Below are 15,614 nucleotides of genomic sequence, written 5' to 3'. Positions count from 1 at the left end.
CGTTGGAGCATCGAACCGAAATTGGAATCCGGTGCTCGAACTGACAGACAGATCGCCAATCTGCGCTCGTCGGGTGCAGGGCGATCAGGGTTCCCTGCCCCGTCCCGCTTCAGGCGGGATCGCGGCGAAAGGGCCCGGCCGGTCCCCCTCCCCGGCCGGGCCCGCTTTTTTAAGCTTCTCCCCACCGGCGTCCGCCTTGTTGCAGTCCCGCTAATTTGACAATCCGCGATAGCCATCAATATTTCTAAGAGCTTGTCTCCCGAAAGTGGGAACCGGTTTCGGGAAAAGACATGCGCAAAACAAAGACCTAAAGCGCGCCAAGCGAATCCGAAGGATCGCAACGCGCTTTAGGAAGCCTGCGGGGGCGTTTCGGAGGAGATGCGAAATGACGGACGTTCCCGCCCCCGGCCCGGCCAAAGACACCGCCACGCTCGAGCCCAGCCTGCATCGCGTCATGGGTCCGTGGCTGCTGCTTTTGTTCATCGTCGGCGATATTCTCGGCACCGGCATCTATGCGCTGACGGGCCAGGTCGCCAAGCAGGTCGGCGGCGTGGTCTGGCTGCCCTTTCTGGTGGCGTTTGCCGTCGCCGTCGTCACCGCCTTCAGCTATCTGGAACTGGTGACGAAATATCCGCGCGCGGCCGGTGCTGCCCTTTATACGCACAAGGCCTTCGGCATCCATTTCGTCACCTTCATCGTCGCCTTCACCGTCATGTGCTCGGGCATCACCTCGCGCGCCTTTGCCGCCAATTTTTCTGAATCCTTCAACCTTGGGCTGGAAAGCGGCATCGGCGTCACCGTCATCGGCCTTGCCTTCATGGCGCTGGTCGCCATCATCAACTATCGCGGCGTTGGCGAAAGCGTGAAGGCCAATGTCGTGCTGACCTGCGTGGAACTGAGCGGCCTGCTCATCATCATCTTCATCGGGCTGTGGGCCATCGGCGCCGGCCAGGGCGACGTTTCGCGCATCACCCAGTTCGGCGGTTCGGAAAATCGCGGCGCGCTGTGGGGTGTCATCGCCGCCACCACGCTTGCCTTCTTTGCCATGGTCGGGTTCGAGGATTCCGTGAACATGGCCGAGGAAACCAAGGAACCGACTCGCATTTTCCCAAAAATCCTGCTGCTAGGCCTGTTCATCACCGGCACCATCTATGTGCTGGTCTCGATCTCCTCGATCACGCTTGTTTCGCCTGAGGAACTGGGCGAAGGCGAGACCCCACTACTCAAGGTGGTGCAGGCCGGCGCGCCCAATTTCCCGGTCTGGATCTTCGGCTTCATCACCATGTTCGCAGTCGCCAACAGCGCGCTCATCAACATGCTGATGGCAAGCCGCCTCGTCTATGGCATGAGCCGCGAGCATGTGCTGCCGGCAGCGCTCGGCGCCGTGCATCCATCGCGCCGCACGCCCTATATCGCCATCGGCTTCACCACGCTTCTGGCCTTTGCGCTCATCACCTTCGTCGGCGAGGTGCCAGCACTTGGCGGCACCACTGCGCTACTGCTGCTCTGCGTCTTCACGGTGGTCAACATCGCCGTTCTGGTGCTGCGCAGGGACGAGGTCGGCCACGAGCATTTCCGCACGCCGACCTTCCTGCCGATCGTCGGCGCGCTTGCCTGTGCCTTCTTTGCCGGGCCGTGGACCGGGCGTGATCCGTTCCAATACACCGTTGCCGGCGTTCTCATCGCCATCGGCATCGTGCTGTGGGTGCTGACCGTCATCGTCAATCGCGCCACCGGCGTGAAGCCGACCGAGCCTTCGATGGAAGAGATCGGCGGCTCTGGCCCGGTCAACTGACAGAGCGTGATCCCGAAGAGTTGCAGACTTGCCCCTCACCCTTACCCTCTCCCCGCAAGCAGGGAGAGGGGGGCACCAGCGTTGCGGCAAGCCTCCTTCTCCCCGTGCCACGGGGGTGAGGAGTGGTCCGCGAAGCGGACGAAAAGCCAACGATTTGGCTTTTCGAGTGACGAACGCCCGGAGCGCAAGCGAGGGCCTGTCCCGGCAGGGGGATGAGGGGCGATTCTTCTTGAAGCTGAACCGGTCTATCTATCCACCGAGCCCGACCACCTTCGTGTCGGTCTGCGAAAACACCTCCTCCGGCACGAAGAAATCGGCGGCCAGCGTGCCCTTGCCGCCGAGTGAATATCTGGAGAAATCCGTCACGCCTTCCTCGCGCAGCACCAGTTCGTCGATATAGAAATTCCCGGTCGCCTCGCGCGAAGGCCGCGTCAGGACCGCGTGGGCGGCATCGGCCATGATCGCGGCCGAGCGGCTCATCGAGGCGACAGCCTCGCCGCCGAGCAGATTGCGCACGGCGGCCGTGTCGATCGTCGTCAGCGGCCATAGCGAATTGACGGCAATGCCGTCCTTCCTGAACTCCGCGCTCATGCCCAGCGTGCACATCGACATGCCGAACTTGGCCATCGTATAGGCGACGTGGTCCTTGAACCATTTGGCCTCCATGTCGAGCGGCGGCGCCAGATTCAAAATATGAGGATTTTGCGCCAACCTCAGATGCGGAATACACATTTTTGATACCAGGAACGTGCCGCGCGTGTTGATCTGGTGCATCAGGTCATAGCGCTTCATGTCGGTTTCCAGCGTGCCGGTGAGCTGGATGGCGCTGGCATTGTTGATGCAGATATCGATGCCGCCGAACGCCTCGACGGTCTTTTCCACCGCCTGCCCCACTTGGCTTTCGTCGCGGATATCGCACAGCACCGGCAGCGCCCTGCCGCCGGCCTGCCTGATCTCGTCGGCTGCCGTATAGATCGTGCCGGGCAGCTTGGGGTGCGGCTCGGCGGTCTTTGCCGCGATCGTCACATTGGCGCCGTCGCGCGCGGCCCTAAGCGCAATCGCGAGCCCGATCCCGCGCGACCCGCCGGAGATGAACAGCGTCTTTCCCTTGAGCGACATGTCGGCCTCCTTGCTGATCCATGATCCTTGCCTGTACACATGGACTTGCGCAAGATGCCGCAGAGGCAGGAGTGACCGCCCTCCCTTCCCGTCACGTCCCGACCGCCTCGGGCGCATATTGCGCCAGGAACTCGGCGCTGGGTTCGATCGGCTTGATCACGTCGATCAGCACCCCATTGGGATCGGCAAAGATGAAATGGCGCTGGCCAAAGGCCTCGTCGCGCAGGCTGCGCAGGATCGGCAGCCCCGCCGCCACGATGCGCCCATGCACCGCATCCGGGTCCTCGACCTCGAAATTGATCAGCAGCCCTTGCGAGACCTTGCCGCGTGCAGCCTCTGGTATCGTCTCGTGATCCGCATCCACGATGCCGAGATTGACGCTTTCGTCCTCACCCGATTGCAGATGCACATACCAATCGCTTTCAAACAGCGGCTTGAAACGCAGATGGCTGACATAGAAATTCGCCGTGCCGGCAACGGCCTTGGTCATGACGACCGGATAGTAGCTCGTCGTTTTCATGGCTTTCCACTGCTCCCGATTTGACATACATTCTGCATGTTTTTACCTAATAACATACAGGCTGTATGTATGCAACAGAAAACCAGGCCTCGCTCCAACCGCGAGCGCACCCAAACCACGCGCGCAGCGCTGATGAGCGCCGCGCGTCTTCTGTTCACCGAGAAATCCTATGCCGAGACGGCAACGCCGGACATCGTGTCGGCGGCCGGCGTGACGCGCGGGGCGCTATATCACCACTTCGCCGACAAGCAGGACCTGTTTCGCGCCGTGGTCGAACAGGAAGCAGCCGTCGTCGCCGAAGAAATCGAACGCAATGCACCGCCGATGCTCAGCGCAAAAGAGGCGCTGATCAAGGGCGGCGAAGCTTTCCTTGCTGCAATGGCCGTTCCCGGCCGCACCCGGCTCTTGCTGCTCGACGGTCCGGCCGTGCTCGGCCGTTCTGAAATGGATGCGATCGACGCCAGGCACGGCGCCCGCACGCTGCGCGAGGGGCTGGCCATCGCAATGCGCGAAGGGGCGCTGCGCGAACTGCCGCTCGATGCGCTGACTGCGCTGCTATCGGCCGCCTTCGACCGCGCCGCGCTCGCCATCGAGGCCGGCGCTTCCTCGCAGGATCACGCCGCGGTTCTGGCCACCCTCATCGACGGACTGGTTGTCGAATAATAAGACCTAGCTGAAAATCCGTTCGCCCTGCTCATCCACCAGTTGCCGGCCCTTCTTGAGCGAAACGTCGACGGCATCGTCGAAGGCGGCGAAGCGGTCGGCACGGATGAAGCGGTGCTCCTTGAGCACGCCGTCGATTTCCTTGGAAACCACGCCGCAGGTCTGGAATTGGCCGCCTTCCTTGAACGGCGTGGCGCGGATCAGGAAACCATTGTGCTCGATTTCCTTGCCGGCGGCATCCTCTGCCTTGCCGGCATCACTCGCGCCACCACCAAAAAGACGCTTCAGAAAGGACATGCAAACCTCGCTCGTGATCGTGACGAAAACCGTAGCCCGTTCCCCCTGGCAGGTCGAGTATCATTCAGCCATGGGCACCGTTTGATAACTCGCCCGACCGCGCCGCATGCCCGGGAGACAGGGTTTCCTTCTCCCGGGCACGGAGCCTTTTCCCTTTCGGCCCGCTGCCCGAAGGCGTCCGGCGCTTCCACATGGCGCGCGGCGACTTGGCTCCGAACTGTCAGCCGAGCGAAGTGATGATTTCGCGATAGGCTCCCTCGGGGAACGCCTTCAGGGTGCGCGAGCGCACATTGCCGGCGCTGCCGATCTGCAGCGCAAAGCGCGCCGCCACGGCATCGTCGGGCGCCTCGCACACCGCCACCATGTCGTATTCGCCCATGGTGAGGTAGAATTCCTTGAAGGTGCCGCCCATATCGGCAAGCTGTTTTCTGGCGGCATCGAGCCGGCGCGGCGATTCCCGCACATTCTTCACGCCCTGGTCGGTCCAGTTGAGAAGCATGATGTAAGTGGTCACGATACACCTCCCTTGCGGTGCCGTGACGCGCGGGGATGGGCCGTGGTGCCGGCGCCGTAATCATCCTCCCCTCGCCCTGGCCCGTAAGTATGATCCCGATGCCGGGCAAACGCCAGAATTTATTCCAGAGCAATGCGCTCCGTCCCACCCCTCTCTGTCCTGCCGGACATCTCCCCCTCAAGGGGGGAGATTACGCTGCGATCAGGCCTCCACTCAAACGACGATGATAGAGTCGGACGGCGATAAGCGATTCAGAATGACGCGGGAGGGGCTATGAAGGCTGATCCCCCTTGAGGGGCAAGGCAATCGGATATGGCACGACCAACCCCCACTCTGCCTCGCTTCGCTCGGCACCTCTCCCCCTCAAAAGGGGAGAGGAAGGGTGCCAGCCTTGCGGACGGCATTCCTCTCCCCCGTCGAGCGGGGGAGAGGTGCCGAGCGAAGCGAGGCGGAGTGGGGGTCGAATTCCACAAGTGGAGAGATGTCCGGCAGGGGGTTGAGGGGCAATTTCCTCAACCGGAACCTCCCCCTAGCTGTCGAGGAAGCTCCTGAGCTTCCTGCTCCGGCTCGGATGCTTGAGCTTGCGCAGTGCCTTGGCCTCGATCTGGCGGATGCGCTCGCGTGTCACCGAGAACTGCTGGCCGACTTCTTCCAGCGTGTGGTCGGTGTTCATGCCGATGCCGAAGCGCATGCGCAGCACGCGTTCCTCGCGCGGGGTGAGCGAGGCCAGCACCCGCGTCGTCGTCTCGCGCAGATTGGCCTGGATCGCCGCATCGATCGGCAGGATCGCCATCTTGTCCTCGATGAAATCGCCGAGGTGGCTGTCCTCCTCGTCGCCCACCGGCGTTTCGAGGCTGATTGGCTCCTTGGCGATCTTCAGCACCTTGCGCACTTTTTCCAGCGGCATGGCGAGCTTTTCGGCCAGTTCCTCCGGCGTCGGCTCGCGGCCGATTTCGTGCAGCATCTGGCGCGAGGTGCGCACGATCTTGTTGATCGTCTCGATCATGTGCACCGGAATGCGGATGGTGCGCGCCTGGTCGGCGATCGAACGGGTGATCGCCTGACGGATCCACCATGTCGCATAGGTGGAGAACTTGTAGCCGCGACGATACTCGAACTTGTCCACCGCCTTCATCAGGCCGATATTGCCTTCCTGGATGAGGTCGAGGAACTGCAGGCCGCGATTGGTGTATTTCTTGGCGATAGAGATCACCAGCCGCAGATTGGCTTCCACCATCTCCTTCTTGGCGATTGCGGCTTCGCGCTCGCCCTTCTGGACCTGATTGACGATCTTGCGGAATTCGGAAATCGAGATCGCCGTCTCGGTGGCGAGGTTCTGGATTTCGGCGCGGATGTCCTGGATCGTATCCTGCTCGCGGGCGGAAAATTCCTTCCAGCCGCGCGTGGTCAGGGTGGCGACCTTGGCCACCCAGTTCGGGCTGAGTTCCGAGCCCTGGTATTCCTTCAGGAACTCGTCACGGCGCACGCCATAGCTTTCGGCCAGCCGCAGCAGCTTGCCTTCGTTCTGCACCAGCCGCTTGTTGATGTCGTAAAGCTGCTCGACCAGCGCCTCGATGCGGGCATTGTTGAGCGACAGCGACTTCACCGCAGTGATGAGTTCGTCCTTCAGCTCCTTCAGCCGGCGGTCCTGGCTCGGCGACAGCGTGCCGGTCGCCGCCAGGCGGTTTTCCACCTGCTGGTCCTGCAGCTTGCGCAGCTTCTTGTAGGTGTCGGCGATCAGGTCGAGCGTTTCCATGACCTGCGGGCGCAGCTCGGCTTCCATGGCCGCCAGCGACAGGTTGGCCTCGTCCTCGTCGTCCTCTTCCTCCTCGCCGCGGGTTTCGCCGCCGACATTGGTGATGTCGTCATCGTCGCGCGAGGCGCGGCGCTGCTGCTGGCTGTATTCGGGCGTCTTGGGCCGCTCCAGCTCTTCCTGGCGCTCCACCGAAGGCACCTGCTTGGCCTCGGGGCCGGCATAGGTGGCTTCAAGGTCGATGATCTCGCGCAGCAGGATCTTGGCTTCGTTGAGCTCGTCGCGCCAGATGATGATGGCCTGGAAGGTCAGCGGGCTTTCGCACAGGCCCGCGATCATGGTCTCGCGGCCTGCCTCGATGCGTTTGGCGATGGCGATTTCGCCCTCGCGCGACAGAAGCTCGACCGAACCCATCTCGCGCAGATACATGCGCACCGGGTCGTCCGTGCGGTCGGTCGGCTCCTTCTTGGCAGGCGTGGCGGCAACGGCCGTGCCGGTCTGCTCGGCCAGTTCGTTGGCGTCGTCTTCCGAATCGCCCGAGTTGCCTTCGCCGTCATTATCGTCGCTGACCTCGTCATCCTCGACGACATTGATGCCCATATCGGAAAGCATGGCCATCGTGTCCTCGATCTGCTCGGAGGTCACTTCCTCCGAAGGCAGCACCGAATTCAGCTCGTCCATCGTCACATAGCCGCGCTTCTTGGCGGCCTTGATCATCTTCTTGACAGCATCGTCGGAAAGGTCGAGCAAAGGCCCATCGGTTGCGCCCTCGCGTTCGGTCTCGACCTCTTCCTTTTCCTTTGTCGCCATTCTTTCGCTTTCTCCACGCAGCCGGTTGCGAAGCCTCGACGACTCCGATAACCGGGCAATACAACTTTCACGCTGAACCGCGATTTCCCCGACCCGGTAGCAGCGTGCGTCTTAAGTCCGGATTAACCCTGATATCTGGGGCGGATCGACCGCATCGTCCAGACCAATCTCCCATACCGTCATTTTTTTGGGTGCGGACCTGCCGCAGGTTAACTTTTCGAATCGTCCTGATTCCGCCATTCTGACGGAAGGTCAAGCGGCTGTCGCATGATTCGCCTTAAAAAAGCGAATCAATTGACGCATTCACTGCCTCCACAGCCGCGGCAAGCGCGGTTGCCATTACATCCGATCCGCTCGCCCCGACGATATCCCGAAGCCTTCGATAAGCGCCTCGGTCGCCTGCACGTCGCGAAATTGCGCCTGTATTTCCACCAGATGGCGGTAATTCTCATCGGTCGGGTCGGTCGCCAGTGCCGTCTCGGCCACTTTCAGCTCCTTATGTAGCGTGCGCGCGCTGCGGTGCAAGTGCAGCGCCTGGGCAAAGGCGTCGCGGGCGTCTTCCAGCGCCGCAGCCTCCAGCGCCGGCCACAGCCGCGCCTTCCTCACCAGCGCCACCGCCCGTGCCCAGGCCTCGCCAAGGCCGGCCTGCTCGATCATGGCGATGACGGAGGCGCGTTCATCGGCGGCATCATGGGCCAGCGCATCGATCACCACCCTGTGCAGATGGCGCAGATCCGGGTCCGACAGGTCGAGCTTTTCCACCTGCTCGAAATTCTCGTCGATCAGCCTTGGATGGTTGACCAGCGCCACCAGCATGGCGGTTTCGCGCAGCGGCATCACGCCACCGGCACGCTTGACCATCGCCGAACGCGCCAGGCTCTCCGACACCGCAAAGCGGCTCACCGCCGCACCCGGCCTGCCGCGCTGGCCGCCGCCGAAGCGCTGGTCCGGCCGGCCATCGCCTGTCCCCGGCCTTTGGCCACGCCCGCGCGCGGCGCCGAAAAAGCCGATCACCCGATCGCGCATTTCCTGCGCATAGTGGTAGCGCACGCTCTCGTCCTTGATGCGCTGGGTAAGCTCGCGCAGCGTCTTTTCAAGCTCGGCCCTGCGCTCGGGCGTGTCGAAAACGCCGTTCGACGTCTCGCGCATCCACAAAAGGTCGGCGAGCGGCCGGGCCTCCGACAGCACCTCCTTGAACGCCTCTGGCCCTTCCGCCTTGACCAGATCGTCCGGGTCCTTGCCTTCCGGCAAAAGCGCAAAGCGCGCCGTGCGGCCGGCCTGCACCAGCGGCAGCACCATGTCGGCGGCGCGCCACGCCGCCCGCATTCCCGCCTGGTCGCCGTCGAAACACAGCACCGGCTCGCCGGTCATGCGCCACAAAAGCTCGAGCTGGTTTTCGGTGAGCGCGGTGCCGAGCGGGGCCACGGCATTGTCGAATCCGGCCTGCGCCAGCGCGATCACGTCCATATAGCCTTCGACCGCAATCACCGTGCCGTCGCGGCCCATGCCCTTGCGGGCGCGAGCGAAATTGTAGAGCACATTGCCCTTGTGGAAGAGTTCGGTGTCGGGCGAGTTCAGATATTTGGCCGCCACTTCCGGCGACATGGCCCGGCCGCCAAAGGCGATGATCTTTTCGCTCCGGTCGCCGATCGGGAACATGATGCGATCGCGGAAGCGGTCATAGGAAACCGGGATGTCGTCGCCTGAATAGATCAGCCCGCAGGCATCCATCTGGGCGACGTCCACGCCCTTGCCGGCCAGATATTCCTTCAGCGCATTGCGGCTGTCGGGCGCATAGCCGATGCGGAACCGCTGTTGCGTTGCCGCCATCAGGCCGCGGTCGCGCAGATAGGCGCGTGCCTTCGCGCCTGCCGCGCTGTGCAATTGCTGCTCGAAGAAGCTTGCCGCCATCTCCATGACGTCATGCAGCGAGGCGCGTTCGCGCTCGCGCCGCTCCTCCTGTGCGTCGCGCACCGGCATCGGCACACCGGCCATGTCGGCCAGCCGTTCGACCGCCTCGGGGAAACTCAGGCCGTCGAGATCGGTCAGGAACTTGAAATGATCGCCCGAAACGCCGCAGCCGAAGCAATGGTAGCGGCCCTTCCTGTCCTCGCAATGGAAGCTCGGCGACTTCTCGCCATGGAACGGACAGCAGGCCCAGAAATCGCCGCGCGCGGTATTGGTCTTCTTGCGGTCCCACGAGACACGCTGGCCGATCACGGCCGAAATCGGCACGCGGTCGCGTATCTCATCGAGGAAGGCGGGTGGGAAGCGCATGGAACCGGCTCACTTTCAGTCCCATATAAGCGCCACCGTCAAAAGATACGACTCCCTTGCAACGACAATGCCCACTGTTCACAGGCCCCTGCCGGGCTTCCAAGCCATTTTCCGACCTGTCGCGTCGGCGCTGAACCACCCTGCCCGATGGACGAAAAATATTATCCGGCTAATGTACTTCCATATGAAAACACCGCTGATTTGTGACCTGGCGTTCCCGCCCCACCGCTCCCCGGTGGGTAGCCCGATCGCCTTTGGTACGACCCACCCCCACTCCGCCTCGCTTCGCTCGGCACCTCTCCCCCTCAAAAGGGGAGAGGAACTCAAGCGGGACGGGCGCCGCCGTCAAAGCTGCGTTTCCTCTCCCCCGGAAAGGGGGAGAGGTGGTTTGCAAAGCAAATCGGAGTGGGGGTCGAATTCCATATCCCATCGCCCTGCCCTGACGGCCGCCCGCCGTGCCCACGAAGGTGTGCGCCCATGAGCGGGTCGGTCGTGCTGCTGCATCTGGCCGGCGCTGTGGCGCTGATGCTCTATGCCACGCGCATGGTGCGCACCGGCGTCGAGCGCGCCTATGGCGACGTGCTACGCCACAGACTGCGCGCCACCATGAAAAACCCCTTCATGGCCGTCATCACCGGCACGGCACTTGCCATTGCCCTGCAGAGTTCCACCGCCGTCACCCTGCTGGTCGGCTCCTTTGCCGGGTCCGGCATCGTCGGCGGCATGGCAGGCCAGCTTGCCGTGCGCGGCGCCGAGATCGGCTCGGCGCTGGTGGTCAAGATCCTCTCCTTCAACCTGACGCTTCTGGTGCCGATCTGCCTTGCCGCCGGCACGACCGTATTCCTGGCGACCGAGCGGCGCAGCTGGCGTCAGTTCGGCCGCATCCTCGTCGGCATCGGGCTTCTGGTGCTGTCGCTGGAAATGATCGGCCAGGCCTCCGAGCCGCTGCGCGACAGCAAATTGCTGCCGGTCATCGTCGATTATTTCTCCGGCGATCCGATCACCGCCTATCTGCTCGCTGCCCTGATGACGTGGCTGTTCCATTCTTCAATCGCCGCCGTCCTGCTTCTGGTGGCGCTGGCCGGGCGCGGTCTCATCCCGCCGGAACTCGGCATCGTCATGGTGCTGGGCGTCAATCTCGGCAGTTCGGTCATCGCGCCGCTGCTGACGCGCGCCTCGCCGCCCGGCGTGCGCGTGGTGCCGGTCGGCAACCTCTTGATGCGCGGCGCCGGCTCGCTGGCGGTCCTGACGCTGTTCCTGTCAATCGAGCCGCCGGTGGCGTTCCTCGGCTCGACCGTGCCCGACCAGATCATCAACGCCCATATCGCCTTCAACGTCATCATCCTGCTTGCCGGCATCCCGCTTGCAGCACTCGTCTACCGCGCCTCGCAGGCCATCGTCGCCTGGGGCACCCCTGCCCAGCCGCCGGAGGCGCTGGAGACGATCGAGATCAGCGCGCTTGACGAAAGCGCTCTCGACACGCCGAGCCTGGCGCTTGCCAATGCCACGCGCGAGGTGGTGCGGGTCTGTGAGACGGTCGAGGTGATGCTGACGCGCATCATCGAGCTTTACGAGCATGCCGACGAGGCCGACATCAAGGCGCTGGCAGCCCTTGACGACCGGGTCGACCGCAAGCACGCGGCCATAAAGATCTATCTCGCCAAGGCCACCATCCGCCAGATGACCGAGGACGAGGCGCTGCGCTGCCAGGAACTGATCGGCGCCTGCGTCAAGCTGGAACAGGTAGGCGACATCATCGTGCGCAACATGCTCATCCATGTGCAAAAGAAGCTCGCGGGCCATCTCCAGTTCACCGAAGAAGGCTGGCACGAATTGAGCAGCTTCCACGCATCGGTACTGGCCAATGCCCGGCTTGCCTTCAATGTGCTGATCTCGCGCGATGCGCGCACCGCCCGCCAGCTCGTGCAGGAAAAGGACCGCCTGCGCGATTTCGAAAAGGAGGCCAGCCACAGCCATTTCCTGCGGCTGCGCGAAGGCAGCGCCAAGAGCGTCGAGACCAGCTCCATCCACCTCGATACCATCCGCGACCTGAAGCAGATCAACTCACTTCTGGCCTCGATGGTCTATCCGGTGCTGGAGGAACAGGGCCTGCTAAGCGATTCACGCCTCAAGGCCCTGTGAACTCACCCTAGCTCCATATCCAGTCGGCTGGCAGCCAGCGGAAGCCCATGCCCTCCTTCACCACATGGCCCACCCCAGGAAATGGATAGTGATATCCGGCAACCAGCAGCCGCTCGGTGGCGGCACGATCGAGCAGGGCGCGGCGCGTCTTTGCGGCCTTCTCGCGATCATGATCCCAGATGATCTGCCATTCCGGCTGGTCGAATGAGATGTGGATGCTGGGAATGGCGTCGCCCGTCAGCAGCAATTGCTCCTTGCCCGACCCTATCAGCAGCGAGATGTGGCCCGGCGTGTGCCCTGCCGTATCGACGCTGGTCACGCCCGTCACGACGTCGGCCCCGCTCTTGATCGGGCGAACCCGGTCGCCAAGCGCGGCAAAGGCCTTCTGTATTCCCGGCACATTCTCCACCGCCCATTTCGGCAGCTTCGATGCCGCATCCGGCGCGTTCCAGACATCGAGTTCGACTTCGGAAAGGACCAGCTCGGCATTCGCAAACTGTTTGACCGGATCGGCATCGAGCCCGCCAATGTGATCGGGATGGCAATGGGTGAGCACGACCGTATCGATCGTGTCGGGCGCAATGCCCGCCCCCTCCAGCGATCCGGCCAGGCGCCCGGCATTGGTCGCCCAGTCCTTGCCCGCGCCAATGCCGGTATCGACCAGTAGGCGCTTCTGCCCGGTGTCGATCACCAGCGGGTTGAGCTGGAGTTGGAACATGTCGGCTGGAATATAGTGCGCCTCAAAATAGGCCGTCCTCTCCGCTTTCTCGACATTCGTGGCGATGCTGTCGGTGGGCAGCGCAAACACGCCGTCACAAAGTGCGGTGATGCGGAACTCGCCGAGCTGAAAGCGATAGAAGCCGGGCGCGTCGTTCGAAGCAGCGGCTTTCGCCGCGGCTTCATGCGGCCTTGCGCCGCCGGCCGCAAGCACCGCGCCAGCGGCCGTCATCTGCAGCAGATTGCGTCGATCTAGGACAAGCATGGGAACCCCCTTGCTGCTGGACCGCCCGAAACCCCGTCGATCAGGTTTTGAAACGCTTATATTAGCACGACGTGAATAAGCTGGCGATCAGCGAAACCTCCAGCCTTCATATGAACCCGGACGCATCGCGTCTCTCGCCAGATATGCCGAAGATGGAGCATCGGACCGAAAAATGGGGAAATGGCGCCTGAACCGGGTGATGAAATGCCGGGAGAAACCCACAGGTCCATGCGCCCCATCGGCCCACGGCTTCGACGCCGCAGTTCGAAGCCGTTTCAGGCACCATTTCGACCGGATTGAGACGTCCGGACCTTGGGCTCTGCAAGCAGGCTTACTCACATTCCGATTGCAGGAATACCGATTTGATGCTATTGCAAATCATTCTCATTTGCATCGCTGAAGCGAGATTGAAATGTGGTTCCGCGAACGGGTCAGCAGGCGCGGCCTGCTCTGGGGAGGATTGTCGGCTGCAGGCGGAAGCGTGATGCTGGCCGGCGGCTCCTCGCTGGCGCAGTCAAGCCATTCCGGGCATGGAGAGGCTGCGGCCGTCAGTCCCGCTATTCCTTCCGATCATAGCTCCGGCCATGGCGCGATGACCACCGTTGGCGAGGTCGATGACGAGCGCAATGGATTCGATCCTGCTAAGCTGTTGACGGATTGGGAGACGGGCACGGTCTCCACTCTATCCGATGGCCGCAAGCTGCGCACTTTCGAGGTGGAGGCGGTCGACAGGGAGATTGAGATCGCCCCTGGAGTGATGTTTCCGGCCTGGACCTATAATGGCCGTGTGCCGGGTCCGGCACTGCGCGCGACCGAGGGCGAGCGGTTGCGCATCGTCTTCAGGAATCTCGGATCGCATCCGCATTCCATGCATTTCCACGGCATCCACTCCGCCCGCATGGACGGCGTTCCGGGTGCCGGGCTGATCGATCCAGGCGATGAATTCGTCTATGAGTTCGACGCGCGGCCGTTCGGCTGCCATCTCTATCATTGCCATGCCCTGCCGCTCAAACGCCACATCCACAAGGGCATGTACGGTCTTTTCGTCATCGATCCCGACCCCGCCCTTCACCCGGAACATGAAGAGATCGCCCGCTCCCGCCTGCTCGGCACACCCGAGAATGTGCAGTGGCAGGAATTCGCCATGGTGATGAATGCCTTCGACACCAATTTCGACAATGAGAACGAAGTCTATGCGGTCAACACGATCGCCCACGCCTATATGAAACGCCCCATCACCATCGCCCGCGACCGCCCGGTGCGGATTTATCTTGCCAATGTCATCGAGTTCGATCCGATCAACTCATTTCATCTGCACGGCAATTTCTTCGACTATTTCGAGCAGGGGACGACCCTCACCCCCACGCTGAAGACGGTCGACCTCATCACCCAGGTCCAGGCGCAGCGCGGCATTCTCGAATTCACCTATGGCGAGCACGAGCCGGGACTCTACATGTTCCATCCGCACCAGTCCGAGTTCACCGAGCTCGGCTGGGTCGGCATGTTTAATGTCGTGGAGACCGTCGCATGAGCGAGGCTCCCCGCGCACCGGCCGCCGATCCCACCCCCGCCCTCGCCCAAAGACGCTTGCCACTGCTATGGCTTCTTCTGCCATTGGCCGCCCTCGGTCTGGCGATTGCCTGGCTCATCACCGCCGACCCGCTGAAAAATTTCAGCAACGGCGCACCGCCGGTCGAGAGCCTGACCTTCGAGCGCACGATCCTGTCGTCGGATGGCATCCGTGTTCTGGTGCGTGCGGGCGGCTCGCAGCCCATGAGCATCGCCCAGGTCCAGGTGGACGATGCCTATTGGCAGTTCACTCAGGAGCCTGCCGGACCGCTCGACCGCGGCGCCACGGCATGGCTGCATATACCCTACCCCTGGACGCTCGGAGAGGCTCACGCGATCAATGTCGTCACCAATACCGGCGCCACATTCGCCCACGAGATCGCCGTTGCTGTCCCCACCCCGACGCGGGATGCGACAAGCCTTGTCTCGCAGGCGATGCTGGGGCTGTTCGTCGGGCTCGTGCCTGTCGTCATCGGCATGATGTTTTATCCCGCCTTGCGCGGCGTCGGCCGCAACGGCATGAATTTCCTCCTCGCCTTGACCGTCGGCCTGCTGGCATTCCTGGCTGTGGATGCAACGGCCGAAGCCTTCGAACTTGCCGGCGAAGCCGCGGCGCTGTTTCAGGGGCAGGCAATGGTCGTGCTTGCCGCCGCCGCCGCTTTCCTGCTCCTGATGGCTGCCGGCCGTCGCGATGGCGCGCCAACCGGGCTGGCGCTCGCCAGTTTCATTGCGCTCGGCATCGGCCTTCACAACCTTGGCGAAGGGCTTGCCATCGGCGCGGCCTTTGCTGCCGGCGCGGCCGGATTGGGAAGCTTCCTGGTCCTGGGCTTCATGCTGCACAACATCACCGAGGGCATCGGCATATCCGCGCCGCTGCTGAAGAAACGGCCTCCCATCTGGATATTCGCCGCGCTTGCGCTGCTTGCGGGGGGTCCGGCAGTGATCGGCCTGTGGCTGGGCAGCCTCGCCTACGCGCCGCAATGGTCGGCGCTCGCTCTCGCCATCGGCGCCGGAGCAATCGCGCAGGTCATCGTCGAAGTCACGGCCTATCTCATGAGATCGGACGGAAGGGGGAGCATCGCACTGACCTCGCCCGCCACCATTGCCGGCCTGGTCGGCGGCTCGGCCCTCATGTATATCACGGCGATGCTGGTGAAGCTCTGATCGGCGCCG

Annotated in this window: 12 protein-coding genes; 5 read left to right on the top strand and 7 right to left on the bottom strand. The window is 63.0% G+C overall.

Annotated elements, in window-relative coordinates; all coding sequences use genetic code 11:
- Nucleotides 1–385: 385 nt before the first annotated feature.
- Nucleotides 386–1,795, top strand: coding sequence for an APC family permease (locus EET67_RS17460; RefSeq protein ID WP_128627483.1), 1,410 nt, complete (start codon nt 386–388; stop codon nt 1,793–1,795).
- Nucleotides 1,796–2,044: 249 nt separating this feature from the next.
- Here the strand turns inward: EET67_RS17460 and EET67_RS17455 are convergent, their stop codons facing one another.
- Together EET67_RS17455 and EET67_RS17450 are read right to left on the bottom strand one after the other, a co-directional pair.
- Entirely contained in the window at nt 2,045–2,914 is an 870-nt protein-coding gene (locus EET67_RS17455) for an SDR family oxidoreductase (protein WP_128627482.1), read from the bottom strand.
- 91 nt (nt 2,915–3,005) lie between these two features.
- Nucleotides 3,006–3,434: a VOC family protein gene (locus tag EET67_RS17450; protein WP_128627481.1), complete on the bottom strand. Its 429-nt coding sequence runs from the start codon at nt 3,432–3,434 to the stop codon at nt 3,006–3,008.
- 69 nt (nt 3,435–3,503) lie between these two features.
- Here EET67_RS17450 and EET67_RS17445 point away from each other — a divergent pair, with 69 nt between their 5' ends.
- Nucleotides 3,504–4,097: a TetR/AcrR family transcriptional regulator gene (locus EET67_RS17445; protein WP_128627480.1), complete on the top strand. Its 594-nt coding sequence runs from the start codon at nt 3,504–3,506 to the stop codon at nt 4,095–4,097.
- A 6-nt stretch (nt 4,098–4,103) separates the two neighbouring features.
- Here the strand turns inward: EET67_RS17445 and EET67_RS17440 are convergent, their stop codons facing one another.
- From EET67_RS17440 to dnaG, 4 genes are all read right to left on the bottom strand, one after another.
- Nucleotides 4,104–4,394 carry an HlyU family transcriptional regulator gene (locus tag EET67_RS17440; RefSeq protein WP_128627479.1) on the bottom strand — a complete coding sequence of 97 codons (291 nt, stop codon included), beginning with the start codon at nt 4,392–4,394 and terminating at the stop codon, nt 4,104–4,106.
- A gap of 220 nt (nt 4,395–4,614) precedes the next feature.
- Complete coding sequence (locus EET67_RS17435) at nt 4,615–4,908, bottom strand: GYD domain-containing protein (RefSeq protein WP_128627478.1); 294 nt, start codon at nt 4,906–4,908, stop codon at nt 4,615–4,617.
- Nucleotides 4,909–5,437: 529 nt separating this feature from the next.
- A complete protein-coding gene (rpoD, locus tag EET67_RS17430; RefSeq protein WP_128627477.1) occupies nt 5,438–7,471 on the bottom strand; it encodes an RNA polymerase sigma factor RpoD in 2,034 nt (677 codons plus the stop codon).
- A gap of 339 nt (nt 7,472–7,810) precedes the next feature.
- The gene (gene dnaG / locus EET67_RS17425) at nt 7,811–9,748 is read right to left on the bottom strand and encodes a DNA primase (protein ID WP_128627476.1); all 1,938 of its coding nucleotides are present in this window, start codon (nt 9,746–9,748) and stop codon (nt 7,811–7,813) included.
- Nucleotides 9,749–10,225: 477 nt separating this feature from the next.
- On the opposite strand from dnaG, the gene EET67_RS17420 reads away from it, so the two are divergent.
- Nucleotides 10,226–11,890 carry a Na/Pi cotransporter family protein gene (locus EET67_RS17420; protein WP_128627475.1) on the top strand — a complete coding sequence of 555 codons (1,665 nt, stop codon included), beginning with the start codon at nt 10,226–10,228 and terminating at the stop codon, nt 11,888–11,890.
- A 7-nt stretch (nt 11,891–11,897) separates the two neighbouring features.
- On the opposite strand, the gene EET67_RS17415 is transcribed toward EET67_RS17420, so the two are convergent.
- Complete coding sequence (locus EET67_RS17415) at nt 11,898–12,872, bottom strand: MBL fold metallo-hydrolase (RefSeq protein ID WP_128627509.1); 975 nt, start codon at nt 12,870–12,872, stop codon at nt 11,898–11,900.
- Nucleotides 12,873–13,284: 412 nt separating this feature from the next.
- Here EET67_RS17415 and EET67_RS17410 point away from each other — a divergent pair, with 412 nt between their 5' ends.
- Nucleotides 13,285–14,403, top strand: a complete 1,119-nt coding sequence (locus tag EET67_RS17410) for a multicopper oxidase domain-containing protein (protein ID WP_128627474.1) — start codon at nt 13,285–13,287, stop codon at nt 14,401–14,403.
- The gene (locus EET67_RS17405; protein ID WP_128627473.1) at nt 14,400–15,605 is read left to right on the top strand and encodes a ZIP family metal transporter; all 1,206 of its coding nucleotides are present in this window, start codon (nt 14,400–14,402) and stop codon (nt 15,603–15,605) included. The genes EET67_RS17410 and EET67_RS17405 overlap by 4 nt, the downstream gene beginning before the upstream one ends.
- Nucleotides 15,606–15,614 lie beyond the last annotated feature (9 nt).

This window comes from Borborobacter arsenicus (assembly GCF_003934165.1).
Classification (GTDB): Bacteria; Pseudomonadota; Alphaproteobacteria; order Rhizobiales; family Rhizobiaceae; genus Pseudaminobacter; species Pseudaminobacter arsenicus.
The sequence above is the reverse complement of the archived record's forward strand: the minus strand, read 5'-3'. Positions and strand labels throughout refer to the sequence as shown.